This window comes from Pseudomonas sp. K5002 (assembly GCF_013386655.1).
In the GTDB taxonomy this organism is placed as follows: Bacteria; Pseudomonadota; Gammaproteobacteria; order Pseudomonadales; family Pseudomonadaceae; genus Aquipseudomonas.
In genome coordinates, this window is the sequence record NZ_JACARK010000100.1 from 1 (window position 1) to 12,583 (window position 12,583).

The window sequence follows — 12,583 nt, forward strand, 5'->3', positions numbered from 1 at the left end:
CCGCCTGCGCGCCGACCTCGACGCTCGCGACGCCGACTACGACCTGGCCGTGGCCCAGTACAACAAAACCCTGGTGCAAGCCTTGGGCGATATCGGCAACACACTCTCGCAATTGCGCGAGACCGGTCGGCAGATCCAGGCCCAGCAACACGCCGCTGACATTGCCCAGCAGTCCTACGACACCGGCGTCCAGCGTTACAGCTCAGGTATCGGCAATTACCTGGACGTGCTCAGCATCGAACAGCAACTGCTCCAGGCCCAGCGTCAGTTGGCCACCCTGAATGCCGAGCAAATCGATCTTTCGATTCAACTGATGCAGGCCCTGGGCGGCGGTTTCCACGCCGATAACGTGGCCTCGACCACCCCAGCCACGCGCACTGAATAATTCAAGGTACTTGTCATGGCCACTGCCGAAACCAGCAACAACGCTCCTGAAACAAACAAGGCTGAACAACCCAACACCAGCAATCCGCGCAAACGCAAAGTCATGCTGTTTGTGCTGGCGCTGATCGTCATCCTCGGCGCCTTGGGCGTGTGGGGTTGGTACGAATTGTATGGTCGCTTCAGCGAAAGCACCGACGACGCCTACGTCAACGGCAACGTGGTGGAAATCACCCCGCTGGTGACCGGCACCGTGGTGAGCATCGGCGCTGACGACGGCGACCTGGTGCATGAAGGCCAGGTGCTGATCAACTTCGACCCCAACGACGCGGCCGTCGGCCTGCAAAGTGCCCAGGCCAACCTGGCCCGCACCGTGCGCCAGGTGCGTGGCTTGTACAGCAACGTCGATGGCATGAAAGCCCAGGTGCTGGCGCAACAAGCCAACGTGCAAAAGGCCCAGGACAACTACAACCGACGCAAGAACCTCGCTGCCGGCGGGGCGATTTCCCAGGAAGAACTGTCCCACGCCCGTGACGACCTGACCTCGGCGCAAAACGCCCTGGCCAACGTGCAGCAACAGTTCAAGACCAGCAGCGCCCTGGTGGATGACACGGTGATTTCGTCCCACCCGGACGTGCAGGCTGCCGCCGCACAGTTGCGCCAGGCTTACCTGACCAACGCCCGCAGCACCCTGATCGCACCGGTGACCGGCTATGTGGCCAAGCGTACCGTGCAACTGGGCCAGCGGGTCCAGCCGGGTACTGCACTGATGGCCGTGATTCCGCTGGATCAACTGTGGATCGACGCCAACTTCAAGGAAACCCAGCTGCGCAATATGCGTATCGGCCAGCCGGTGGATATCGAATCCGACATCTACGGCAGCGACGTGAAATTCAGTGGCACCGTCGACAGCCTCGGCGCGGGCACGGGCAGTGCATTTGCCTTGCTGCCGGCGCAGAACGCCACCGGTAACTGGATCAAGATCGTGCAACGGGTGCCGGTGCGTATCCATGTGAACGCCGATGAGGTGGCCAAGCACCCGCTGCGGGTGGGCCTGTCCACCGTGGTCGACGTCGACCTGCACGACCAGAGCGGCCCGGTACTGGCCCAGCAAGCGCCGCAGAAGGCGTCGTTCACCACCAACGTTTACGACCGCCAGTTGGCCGAAGCCGATGCGATGATCACCCAATTGATCCATGACAACAGCGTCGCCGCTCCCAAGGCTGCCCAGCGCTGATTCGCCAATCCATCAGCTGCGGCCCCGGCGGCCGTAGCGCCAATCATGTTGCACAGGATTCGCGATGAGTAACGCTAACGCCTCCTTCACGCCGCCCAGCTTGCTGATGGCCACCATCGGCCTGTCCCTGGCGACCTTCATGCAGGTGCTCGACACCACCATCGCCAACGTGGCGCTGCCGACGATTTCCGGCAACCTCGGCGTGAGTTCGGAGCAGGGCACCTGGGTCATCACCTCGTTTGCCGTGAGCAACGCCATCGCGCTGCCGCTGACCGGCTGGCTGAGCCGTCGCTTCGGCGAGGTGAAGCTGTTTCTGTGGGCCACCATCCTGTTTGTGCTGGCCTCGTTTCTCTGCGGTATTTCCACCTCGATGCCCGAGCTGATCGGCTTTCGGGTATTGCAAGGCCTGGTTGCCGGCCCGTTGTACCCGATGACCCAGACGCTGCTGATCGCGGTCTATCCCCCCGCCAGGCGTGGCATGGCCCTGGCGTTGCTGGCGATGGTCACGGTGGTGGCGCCGATTGCCGGGCCGATCCTCGGCGGCTGGATTACCGACAGCTACAGCTGGCCGTGGATCTTCTTTATCAACGTACCCATCGGCATCTTTGCCGTGATGGTGGTGCGCTCGCAACTGAAGAAACGCCCGGTGGTCACCAGCTACCAGCCGATGGACTACGTCGGCTTGCTCAGCCTGATCGTCGGCGTCGGCGCCTTGCAGATCATCCTCGACAAGGGCAACGACCTGGACTGGTTCGAGTCGAATTTCATCATCATCGGCGCGGTGATCTCGGCTGTCGCCCTGGCGGTGTTCGTGATCTGGGAAATGACCGACGAGCACCCGGTGGTCAACCTGCGGCTGTTCGCCTATCGCAACTTTCGCATCGGCACGATTGTGTTGGTACTCGGGTACGCGGGTTTCTTCGGGATCAACCTGATCCTGCCGCAATGGCTGCAAACCCAGATGGGCTACACCGCCACCTGGGCGGGCCTGGCGGTGGCGCCGATCGGGATTCTGCCGGTGTTGATGTCGCCGTTCGTGGGCAAATATGCGCACAAGTTCGACCTGCGCCTGCTGGCCGGGCTGGCGTTCCTGGCGATTGGCTTGAGTTGCTTCATGCGCGCCGGGTTTACCAATGAAGTGGACTTCACGCACATCGCCCTGGTGCAGTTGTTCATGGGGATCGGCGTAGCGCTGTTCTTCATGCCGACCTTGAGCATCCTGATGTCCGACCTGCCGCCGGCGCAAATCGCCGACGGCGCTGGCCTGGCGACCTTCCTGCGGACCCTGGGCGGCAGCTTTGCGGCCTCGTTGACCACCTGGATCTGGATTCGCCGGGCGGACCAGCACCATGCCTACATGAGCGAAAACATGACCACCTACGACTCGGCCACCCGGGACGCCTTGCAGGCGCTCGGCGGGGCAGGGCACAAGGCGTATGCGCAGTTGGACCAGATACTGACGAGCCAGGCGTACATGATGTCCACCGTGGATTACTTCACGTTGCTGGGGTGGATGTTCATGGCGTTGATCGTGATTGTATGGCTGGCGAAACCGCCGTTTGCAGCGAAGGCGGGGCCGGAGGCTTCGGGCCACTAAGCCTCAATCCATGAGCATTCCCACGCTCTGCGTGGGAACGCCGCTCTGGACGCTCTGCGTCCGCTTTTGAAGGTCGTGACGCAGAGCGTCACAGGATGCATTCCCGCGCAGAGCGTGGGAACGATCTGGGTCAAGCGCCGGGCAGTGCCAACTGCGGATTGACGAAGTCAAACGCCGCCAGTTGAAACCCTTGCTCATCCACCTGCAATGCCCACCCTTGCTTGTCCCAATCCCCCAGCACAATGCGCTTGGCCGCTTGCTCGCCAATCTGCAACTTGTGAATCGCCGGGCGGTGGGTGTGGCCATGCACCAACGTACGCACGCCGAACTGCTGCATCACCCTCGGCACTTCCTCAGGCGTTACATCGACAATGTCGTTGGTCTTCATTCGCGTCTGCGCGCGGCTTTCACTGCGCAGCTTGCGCGCCAGCTTGTGCCGCGTGCGCAAGGGCAGGTGGCGCAGGATGAACAGCGTGATGGGGTTACGCAGGATGCGCCGCAGCTTCATATAGCCAAGGTCGCGGGTACACAGGCTGTCGCCGTGCATCAACAGCACGGGCTCGCCTGCGAGTTGCACCACACTCGGGTCCTTGAGCAAGGTTGCGCCTGCGGCTTTGCAGAACGCCTTGCCGATCAGGAAATCCCGGTTGCCATGCATGATGAAAATCTGGGTGCCGCTGTCGCTCAGCTCGCGCAGGGCCAGGCAAATCGAACGCTGGAAGGGCGTCATCCCATCGTCGCCAATCCAGGCTTCGAAGAAGTCCCCCAGAATGTACAACGCCTGGGCGGAACGGGCGCGGCCGTGCAGTAAATCCAGAAACGCCCGGGTTATGTCCGGGCGCTCCTCTTCCAGATGCAAATCTGAAATCAGCAATATCACTCAACGATCTCGGCTTTCTCGACGATAACGTCTTCTACCGGAACGTCCTGGTGACCTGCCTTGCCGGTGGTTTGCACACCCTTGATCTTGTCGACAACGTCCTGGCCTTCGGTGACTTTACCGAATACCGCGTAGCCCCAGCCCTGCACGTTCTTGCCGCTGTGGTTCAGGAAGGTGTTGTCGGCGACGTTGATGAAGAACTGCGCGGAGGCCGAATGCGGCTCCATGGTACGGGCCATGGCGACGGTGTACTTGTCGTTGGAAAGGCCGTTGTCCGCTTCGTTCTGGATGCTGGGACGCTTGTCTTTCTTTTCTTTCATGCCCGGCTCGAAACCGCCGCCCTGGACCATGAAGTTGCCGATGACACGGTGGAAAACAGTGTTTTCGTAGTGGCCGGCTTTAACGTACTCGATGAAGTTGGCGACGGTGATCGGCGCTTTCTCGGCGTTCAGCTCGATGACGATGTCACCGTGGTTGGTGGTCAGTTTGACTTGAGTCATGTTCACTACTCTTTCAAGGAATTCGTGGGTTTGGGCGTTTTGCGCCTTACCTGCTTGGCAAAAACGGCAGCCAAGGCGCGCAGTTTAGCGTGACCTGCGGGAATTTCGAGGTGGTTTTTTACCGCCCATGCAATAAATGCAGCAGTTTTTGGCCACGCTCTGTCAGGGCCTTGACAGCATCGGCTATGATAAGCCCTTTGTTTGTCGGCCTCACCCGGCCAAGTACTTCGTCTGTTCAAGGATCCTATGAGCAAGCCCACTGTCGACCCTACCTCGAATTCCAAGGCCGGACCTGCCGTCCCGGTCAATTTCCTGCGCCCGATCATCCAGGCGGACCTGGATTCGGGCAAGCACACGCAGATCGTCACCCGCTTCCCGCCTGAGCCCAACGGTTACCTGCACATCGGCCACGCCAAGTCGATCTGTGTGAACTTCGGCCTGGCCCAGGAGTTCGGTGGCGTCACGCACCTGCGTTTCGACGACACCAACCCGGCCAAGGAAGACCAGGAATACATCGACGCCATCGAAAGCGACATCAAGTGGCTGGGCTTCGAATGGTCCGGTGAAGTGCGCTATGCCTCCAAGTATTTCGACCAGTTGTTCGACTGGGCCGTCGAGTTGATCAAGGCCGGCAAGGCCTACGTAGACGACCTGACCCCGGAGCAAGCCAAGGAATACCGTGGCACCCTGACCGAGCCGGGCAAGAACAGCCCGTTCCGCGACCGTTCGGTGGAAGAGAACCTGGACTGGTTCAACCGCATGCGCGCCGGCGAGTTCCCGGACGGCGCCCGCGTACTGCGTGCCAAGATCGACATGGCCTCGCCGAACATGAACCTGCGCGACCCGATCATGTACCGCATCCGCCACGCCCATCACCACCAGACCGGTGACAAGTGGTGCATCTACCCGAACTACGACTTCACCCACGGTCAGTCGGACGCCATCGAAGGCATCACCCACTCCATCTGCACCCTGGAGTTCGAAAGCCACCGTCCTCTGTACGAATGGTTCCTCGACAGCCTGCCGGTACCGGCGCACCCGCGTCAGTACGAGTTCAGCCGCCTGAACCTGAACTACACCATCACCAGCAAGCGCAAGCTCAAGCAACTGGTCGATGAAAAGCACGTGTTTGGCTGGGACGACCCGCGCATGTCGACGCTGTCGGGCTTCCGCCGCCGTGGATACACCCCGGCATCGATCCGCAATTTCTGCGAGATGGTCGGCACCAACCGCTCCGACGGCGTGGTCGACTACGGCATGCTCGAATTCAGCATCCGTCAGGACCTCGACGCGAACGCCCCGCGCGCCATGTGCGTGCTGCGTCCGTTGAAGGTGGTGATCACCAACTACCCGGAAGGCCAGGTCGAAAACCTCGAACTGCCACGTCATCCGCAGAAAGAAGAACTCGGCGTGCGCAAGCTGCCGTTCGCCCGTGAAATCTACATCGACCGCGATGACTTCATGGAAGAGCCGCCAAAAGGCTACAAGCGCCTTGAGCCGAACGGCGAAGTGCGCCTGCGCGGCAGCTACGTGATCCGTGCCGACGAAGCGATCAAGGACGCCGATGGCAACATCGTCGAACTGCGTTGCTCCTACGACCCGGACACCCTGGGCAAGAACCCGGAAGGCCGCAAGGTCAAAGGTGTGGTGCACTGGGTGCCGGCGGCGGCCAGCGTCGAGTGCGAAGTGCGCCTGTACGATCGCCTGTTCCGCTCGCCGAATCCCGAGAAGGCCGAAGACAGTGCCAGTTTCCTGGACAACATCAACCCTGACTCGCTGCAAGTTCTCACGGGTTGTCGTGCCGAGCCATCGCTTGGCGACGCACAGCCGGAAGACCGTTTCCAGTTCGAGCGCGAAGGTTACTTCTGCGCGGATATCAAGGACTCGAAACCCGGTGCTCCGGTATTCAACCGTACCGTGACCTTGCGTGATTCGTGGGGCCAGTGATTCTGTTTTAAGGAACTGTCGTGCTAACGATCTACAACACACTCAGCAAGACCAAAGAAGTCTTCAAGCCGCTGGATGGCAACAAGGTGCGCATGTACGTGTGCGGCATGACCGTGTACGACTACTGCCACATCGGCCACGGCCGCAGCATGGTTGCCTTCGACCTGGTGACCCGCTGGTTGCGTTTCAGCGGTTATGACCTGACGTATGTGCGCAACATCACCGACATCGACGACAAGATCATCAATCGCGCCAACGAAAACGGCGAGTCGTTCGACGCGCTGACCGAGCGCATGATTGCTGCGATGCACGAGGACGAGGCACGCCTCAACATCCTCAAGCCGGACATGGAACCGCGCGCCACGGACCATATCCCGGGCATGCACGCGATGATCCAGACCCTGATCGACAAGGGTTACGCCTACGCCCCGGGCAATGGCGACGTGTACTACCGCGTCGCCAAGTTCATGGGCTACGGCAAGCTGTCGCGCAAGAAAATCGAAGACCTGCGCATCGGTGCGCGGATCGAAGTCGACGAAGCCAAGCAAGACCCGCTGGACTTCGTGCTGTGGAAAGGCACCAAGCCCGGCGAGCCGAGCTGGGAGTCGCCATGGGGCGCCGGGCGCCCGGGCTGGCACATCGAATGCTCGGTGATGTCCACCTGCTGCCTGGGCGAGACCTTCGACATTCATGGCGGCGGCAGCGACCTTGAGTTCCCGCACCACGAAAACGAAATCGCCCAGAGCGAAGCGGCCACCGGCAAGACCTACGCCAACGCGTGGATGCACTGCGGCATGATTCGCATCAATGGCGAGAAGATGTCCAAGTCCTTGAACAACTTCTTCACCATTCGCGACGTGCTGGAAAAGTATCACCCGGAAGTGGTGCGCTACCTGTTGGTGTCGAGCCATTACCGCAGCGCGATCAACTATTCGGAAGACAACCTCAAGGACGCCAAGGGCGCCCTGGAGCGTTTCTACCACGCGTTGAAAGGCCTGCCCTCCGTGGCGCCTGCGGGCGGCGAAGCGTTTGTTGCGCGGTTCACCGAAGTGATGAACGACGACTTCGGTACGCCTGAAGCCTGCGCGGTGCTGTTTGAAATGGTGCGTGAGATCAACCGCCTGCGCGAGAGCGATCTCGACGCAGCGGCGGGGCTTGCCGCACGTTTGAAAGAGCTGGCGAGCGTGCTGGGCGTATTGCAGATGGAAGCCGATGACTTCCTGCAGGCGGGCGCTGAAGGGCGTGTGGATGCCGCTGAAATTGATGCGCTGATCCAGGCACGTTTGACTGCCCGGGCCAACAAGGACTGGGCGGAGTCTGACCGTATCCGTGACCAACTGACCGCGATGGGTGTGGTGTTGGAAGACGGGAAGGGCGGTACGACGTGGCGGTTGGCTGATCAGGCTTGATCGGTGATTGCTGAATGAAAAACGCCCCGACTGGTTCGGGGCGTTTTTTTTGGCCTGTCTATCCGTTATTCGGGTATTGGCGGCTATGGCGACCGCGCTTGCAGCGGACCACGGGCCGGACGCCTGTGCGGGGACATAGTTGACACATTCAAGGACAGATTAGGCCGGTTCAGGATCAAGCGCATAGCTGCTTAATGTGGGAGCTGGCTTGCCTGCGATACAGACACCTCGATTCAACCCAATCGCTCAATGAGCATCAGCGCTTGCCACCGACCTCATACCGGCTTTGAACAAACCCGTTATCCGACGCATACGTGCCGATATGCCGAAGCTCATGCTCGCCACCCAACTGGCTGAACAAGGGGATCCCCTGGCCCAGCACAACCGGAATACGCGTGATGATCATCTCGTCGATCAAACCCGCCTCAAGAAACTGCTGAATCGTCTGGCCTCCGTCGATATACAGGTGTTTCATCCCGCGCTCGGCCAACGCTGCCACGAGGCTGGTGACATCCTGGCTCACCACCTCAACCTTGCCCTTCAAAGCTGCAGGTAGCTCAACCGATTGGTGAGAGAGTGCTATGACCGGCGTGCCCTCATAGGGCCACTCCGGAAAGGACAACACTTTTTCCAGGGTCTTGCGGCCCATCACCAGCGCATCCACGGTGGCGATGAAGTGTTCATAGGTCACGCCGTTCAATTCGGCGCCTTCGTACTCAGGGCGATGAAGCCACTCGATATCACCGTCTGGCCGGGCAATAAAGCCGTCGACGCTGGCTGCGATAAAGACCGAACATTTGCTATCCATGGGGCGTGAAACTCCTTTTCTGTGTGCTTGAAAATATCGACTGTCATGGGTCGGCAACGCTAATGTTAATTTAATCTTCCGATGCAATAAGCGAGCATTGCCAAAAATCACCGTGGGTACCCGGCGCAGGCCGGTGTGCCTTTTCGTATTGCGAGGATCTATGCGCCGTTGGTTAATCCGCTACCGTTACGCGATCATTTTCTGGCTGTGCTTCGGGGTTTTCCGCACCTCCCTGGCTGACTGGAATCCCATCCCGTCCGGTTCCATGCGCCCGACGTTACTTGAGGGCGATGTGGTGCTGGTCAACCGCGTCGCGTACGACCTCAAATTGCCCCTCACCGATATTTCCCTGGCGAGACTGGATAACCCCCAGCGCGGAGATGTTGTCACGTTCTCTTCGCCCAAGGACGGCACGCGCTTGATCAAACGCATTGTCGGTATCCCCGGCGATACCCTGGAAATGCGCGACGAGGTGTTGTGGGTCAACGGTACGCCGGCCACCTACAGTAATGGGCAGGACATCAGCGAGCCCATCGCGCCTGGCCAAACAGTTCCGGGTATCAAGGTGACTGAGCGTGCGAACAGCAGCCAGCGCACGGTGCAGTTCTTGCCGACAGTACGGGCGCTGCGCGATTTCGGCCCGGTGGTGGTGCCTGCCGACAGTTACTTCATGCTGGGCGACAATCGCGATAACAGCGATGACTCCCGTTATATCGGGTTTGTGCCGCGTCGGCTGTTGATCGGGCATGCCCACCATATCCTGGCGTCAGCGCAGATCCTGGATCACTGGATGCCACGATTGGGTCGATTTGGCGCGCCGATCCTGTAGTGGGCTGATCACGCGTTTGCGCTGAGCGCCCGCAGTGCAAACCCCGCAATGCCCTCCAGCTGCTCAGTGGTGGCGCCGCCCTTGCTGGCGACTTTCATGCCGCTGAGGGTGGCCATCAGAAAATCACACGCGCCCGAGCGATCGGTGCCGACGGTCAATTCGCCTTGTTCCTGCGCACGCTCCAGCGTCTGTTCGAATGCATTGCGCAAGCGTTCGGCGCTGTGGGCGGTGAGTTGATTGATCTCATCATCTTCCAGGCCGAACTCGCAGATGGCATTGACGCCCATGCAACCCGCCGTCCCTTCCCGCAGGGCGCGGGTGGCGAAGGATTGCAGGGTGTCGTGCAGTGCCTGCAGCGGGGTCGGGCCCTGGTTCAGGCGCTCGATCAAGTCATCGACGCCGGTGCGCTGATACTCGGCCATCGCCAGCAGGTACAACTGACGTTTGTCGCCAAAGGTGTTGTACATGCTCTGGCGGCTCAGTCCCATGGCCTGCATCAGTTCTTCAGTCGAGGCCGCGGCAAAACCCTTGTCGCAGAAAACCCGGATGGCCTCGCGCAGCACCTGGTCGCGGTCGAATGCTCTGGGTCTTGCCATGGTTACCTCGGGGGAAATTGCAGGTGAAGGCTCAGGCCAGGTAGCCGCCATCGATGGTCATGCTTGTGCCGGTGACAAATGCCGCTTCTTCGGACGCGAGATAAGCAACCATGCCGGCAACATCGTCGGCGGTGCCCACGCGGCCCAAGGGGATCAGGCTTTTGATCATGTCCGCATGGGGCCCGTCTGCCGGGTTCATGTCGGTGCTGGTCGGGCCCGGCTGCACGTTGTTGACGGTGATGCCGCGCGGCGCGAAATCAATCGCCAGGCCGCGGATCATACCGGCGATCGCCGACTTCGTCATGCTGTAGACGCTGGAGCCCGGGAAGCCCGAACGTTGGGCGACCACGCTGCCGACGGTGATTATTCGGTCACCCGTGTGCATCACCGCCGAGCTGGCCTTGGCCGCCGCAAACGTGGCCCGCACATTGACCGCAAACATTCGGTCGAAGTCTTCCAGGCTGAAGGTGTCGACGGTGCCCATCAGCAGGATCCCGGCGTTGTTGACCAGGATATTCAAGGCGCCGAAATGCTCGACAGTGGCCGCGACCGCCCGTTCTATTGCCGCCACATCGGCGCTGTCGGCCTGAATCGCCAAGGCTTTTCCGCCCTTGCTTTCGATCAGGCCAACCAGCGCTTGCGCCTTGTCGGCAGAGGAGGAATAGGTAAACGCGACCGCTGCACCTTCAGCTGCAAGCCGGCGGACAATCGCTTCGCCGATACCGCGGGAACCGCCGGTGACCAGGGCGACTTTGTGGTTGAAGCGAGGGGTGTGAGCTGTCATGGGGGAGGCCTGAGGTTTAGTGGATTAAATAATCCACTAAACCGTACCAGCCTGGAGATACTTAGCCAAGCTGTTTTTGGATTAATTAATCCTTAACTGCCGGATGTGCTCTCGAATCCTTCATCAGACGCCGGTCATTTCAGGTCGCTGTAGGTCAACCTGAACTCCGACAGCGCCGGGTGCTCGGTTTTCCACTGGCGGCCATACGCCTTGGCTGTTTCCATTTCTTCGGCAGTCAGCGCGCTGGCCAGTTGTTGCAGGTAGCCTGCGGCATCGGCGTGCCGTGGGTTTTGCCGGGTACTGTCCATGACCAGCCAGTAGAGCCCATAGGCGTGGATTTTGTTCTCGGGGTAGTGATAGCGGTTGGTGCCACTTTCATCGATATCGAACCCGCCGAGCGCACCGGCATAGGTCATGACGCCATCAAGGTCATTCAGCGCCAGCCGTTTTTCCAGGTGTATGCGCTGGTAGGAGAGGTTGCGGTAGTAGGTCTGCATGTTGGCCAGCCACTTCATCGCTGGCGGGAAGCCCTTGAAGGCCGCATACCTGAGCATGGAGTCGCGGTTGTCACTGGCCTCCGGGTTTTTGTCGTACAACAGCGCCGCAATGTAATAGGCCTCGGCGCAGCCGGCATCACCTGCCTTTCTCAGCCACGAGCGATCTTTGGTCAGTTCATACAGCTGCAGCATCGCTGCGCCGTCGCCAGCATCGGCACCTGCCTGGGCGAGGGCCTTGGCCTTGGCCAGGTTGGTTTCGCCACCCAGGCGCATCAGGGCGTACACATGATCCTGGGCGGCGGCCAGGCGGTACCACGCCTGGGCCTCGGGGTCGACACTGCCGACCCGGCGCCGGATGGCTTCGCCCAGGGCGTATTGGGACGGCGCATCGCCGGCCGAGGCGGAGATGGTCAGGTGGATTTCGCACTCTTCGAATTCACCGAGTTGATACAACTCGAGACCCCGCTGCTTGGCTGCCTGTTGCTGGCTCGTCAAATGTGAAATCAGCGCATTCAGCGAGTTGAGCAAATCAAACAGCGTGGTCAGTGCATCGGAATGGGTATACATGATCATTACCTGTATCGGGATACGTTGTCCGATAAAGGTAGGTGGAGCGGTGGGGCCCCAGGTGACAGATAGTTATCGGCAGGAGCGCTACCTTTCCCGCGCTCTGGGCAACCCCTCAAGCGCTACGGCTGCCACGTATTGCCTGGTCCAGAAACAACGCCGCATTCGCCACGGCCTGCATGCCTTCGGGCAAGATTGCCGCAAACAAATGCCAGACATGAAACATCCCGGGCCAAACCTCCAGCGACACGCGTACCCGGTTTTCCCCCAGGTGGGTGGCCAGGCGCATGGCGTCGCTGAGCATGACTTCGTTTTCGCCGATCTGCACCAGAATGGGCGGCAATCCCCGGACGTCCGCGAACACCGGCGATGCATCGGGATCATTCGGCAGCGCGCCATTGAGAAACGCTTTTGCAAGCAGCGTCAGCCCCAGGCGGGAGGCTTGCGGGTCGAGGCCGTCACGGTTGTCGATGGAGGCGCCGGTGTGTTCCAGGTTGGCCCACGGCGATAAGGCGGCGCCCCCGGCGGGCAGTGGCAGGCCTGCGTTGCGG

The 12,583-nt window shown here is 60.6% G+C and carries 13 protein-coding genes; 6 read left to right on the forward strand and 7 right to left on the reverse strand.

The features are described 5' to 3' along the window. The 3 genes from HX846_RS06155 to HX846_RS06165 form a co-directional block, all read left to right on the forward strand. Nucleotides 1-385, forward strand: a 385-nt coding sequence (locus HX846_RS06155) for a TolC family protein (RefSeq protein WP_178965138.1), incomplete at its 5' end; no start/stop codon positions are given. Between the two features lie 15 nt (nucleotides 386-400). Then, nucleotides 401-1,618 carry an efflux RND transporter periplasmic adaptor subunit gene (locus HX846_RS06160; RefSeq protein ID WP_178965139.1) on the forward strand — a complete coding sequence of 406 codons (1,218 nt, stop codon included), beginning with the start codon at nucleotides 401-403 and terminating at the stop codon, nucleotides 1,616-1,618. A 64-nt stretch (nucleotides 1,619-1,682) separates the two neighbouring features. Next, nucleotides 1,683-3,215, forward strand: a complete 1,533-nt coding sequence (locus tag HX846_RS06165) for a DHA2 family efflux MFS transporter permease subunit (RefSeq protein WP_003211786.1) — start codon at nucleotides 1,683-1,685, stop codon at nucleotides 3,213-3,215. A 130-nt stretch (nucleotides 3,216-3,345) separates the two neighbouring features. On the opposite strand, the gene lpxH is transcribed toward HX846_RS06165, so the two are convergent. Beyond that, complete coding sequence (gene lpxH / locus HX846_RS06170) at nucleotides 3,346-4,095, reverse strand: UDP-2,3-diacylglucosamine diphosphatase (RefSeq protein ID WP_177028448.1); 750 nt, start codon at nucleotides 4,093-4,095, stop codon at nucleotides 3,346-3,348. Next, nucleotides 4,092-4,595 carry a peptidylprolyl isomerase gene (locus HX846_RS06175; protein ID WP_003211783.1) on the reverse strand — a complete coding sequence of 168 codons (504 nt, stop codon included), beginning with the start codon at nucleotides 4,593-4,595 and terminating at the stop codon, nucleotides 4,092-4,094. The genes lpxH and HX846_RS06175 overlap by 4 nt, the downstream gene beginning before the upstream one ends. A 246-nt stretch (nucleotides 4,596-4,841) precedes the next feature. Here HX846_RS06175 and HX846_RS06180 point away from each other — a divergent pair, with 246 nt between their 5' ends. Together HX846_RS06180 and cysS are read left to right on the forward strand one after the other, a co-directional pair. Further along, on the forward strand, nucleotides 4,842-6,542 hold the full coding sequence (locus HX846_RS06180; protein ID WP_008432425.1) for a glutamine--tRNA ligase/YqeY domain fusion protein: 1,701 nt from the start codon (nucleotides 4,842-4,844) through the stop codon (nucleotides 6,540-6,542). A 20-nt stretch (nucleotides 6,543-6,562) separates the two neighbouring features. Continuing rightward, complete coding sequence (cysS, locus tag HX846_RS06185) at nucleotides 6,563-7,951, forward strand: cysteine--tRNA ligase (RefSeq protein ID WP_178965140.1); 1,389 nt, start codon at nucleotides 6,563-6,565, stop codon at nucleotides 7,949-7,951. A gap of 256 nt (nucleotides 7,952-8,207) precedes the next feature. Here cysS and HX846_RS06190 read toward each other — a convergent pair whose 3' ends face one another. Beyond that, nucleotides 8,208-8,759: a dihydrofolate reductase family protein gene (locus tag HX846_RS06190; RefSeq protein WP_178965141.1), complete on the reverse strand. Its 552-nt coding sequence runs from the start codon at nucleotides 8,757-8,759 to the stop codon at nucleotides 8,208-8,210. Between the two features lie 160 nt (nucleotides 8,760-8,919). Between HX846_RS06190 and lepB the strand changes: the two genes are divergently transcribed. Next, nucleotides 8,920-9,588 (forward strand): signal peptidase I, encoded by a 669-nt coding sequence (lepB, locus tag HX846_RS06195; RefSeq protein ID WP_178965142.1) that lies wholly within the window; start codon nucleotides 8,920-8,922, stop codon nucleotides 9,586-9,588. Between the two features lie 8 nt (nucleotides 9,589-9,596). Here lepB and HX846_RS06200 read toward each other — a convergent pair whose 3' ends face one another. The 4 genes from HX846_RS06200 to HX846_RS06215 all read right to left on the reverse strand — a co-directional run. Beyond that, complete coding sequence (locus HX846_RS06200; protein WP_178965143.1) at nucleotides 9,597-10,184, reverse strand: TetR/AcrR family transcriptional regulator; 588 nt, start codon at nucleotides 10,182-10,184, stop codon at nucleotides 9,597-9,599. A 31-nt stretch (nucleotides 10,185-10,215) separates the two neighbouring features. Beyond that, complete coding sequence (locus tag HX846_RS06205; protein ID WP_008432437.1) at nucleotides 10,216-10,968, reverse strand: 3-oxoacyl-ACP reductase family protein; 753 nt, start codon at nucleotides 10,966-10,968, stop codon at nucleotides 10,216-10,218. 134 nt (nucleotides 10,969-11,102) lie between these two features. After that, nucleotides 11,103-12,032 (reverse strand): hypothetical protein, encoded by a 930-nt coding sequence (locus HX846_RS06210; protein WP_008432438.1) that lies wholly within the window; start codon nucleotides 12,030-12,032, stop codon nucleotides 11,103-11,105. Nucleotides 12,033-12,147: 115 nt separating this feature from the next. Continuing rightward, nucleotides 12,148-12,583: alpha/beta hydrolase fold domain-containing protein (locus tag HX846_RS06215; protein WP_178965144.1), on the reverse strand; the 436-nt coding region annotated here is incomplete at its 5' end.

Excerpts from the sequence above, each read along its gene's own strand:
- HX846_RS06160 (WP_178965139.1), top strand. The coding sequence starts at position 401 with ATGGCCACTGCCGAAACCAGCAACAACGCTCCTGAAACAAACAAGGCT.
- HX846_RS06165 (WP_003211786.1), top strand. The coding sequence starts at position 1,683 with ATGAGTAACGCTAACGCCTCCTTCACGCCGCCCAGCTTGCTGATGGCC.
- HX846_RS06175 (WP_003211783.1), bottom strand. The coding sequence starts at position 4,595 with ATGACTCAAGTCAAACTGACCACCAACCACGGTGACATCGTCATCGAG.
- HX846_RS06180 (WP_008432425.1), top strand. The coding sequence starts at position 4,842 with ATGAGCAAGCCCACTGTCGACCCTACCTCGAATTCCAAGGCCGGACCT.
- HX846_RS06190 (WP_178965141.1), bottom strand. The coding sequence starts at position 8,759 with ATGGATAGCAAATGTTCGGTCTTTATCGCAGCCAGCGTCGACGGCTTT.
- lepB (WP_178965142.1), top strand. The coding sequence starts at position 8,920 with ATGCGCCGTTGGTTAATCCGCTACCGTTACGCGATCATTTTCTGGCTG.
- HX846_RS06200 (WP_178965143.1), bottom strand. The coding sequence starts at position 10,184 with ATGGCAAGACCCAGAGCATTCGACCGCGACCAGGTGCTGCGCGAGGCC.
- HX846_RS06205 (WP_008432437.1), bottom strand. The coding sequence starts at position 10,968 with ATGACAGCTCACACCCCTCGCTTCAACCACAAAGTCGCCCTGGTCACC.
- HX846_RS06210 (WP_008432438.1), bottom strand. The coding sequence starts at position 12,032 with ATGTATACCCATTCCGATGCACTGACCACGCTGTTTGATTTGCTCAAC.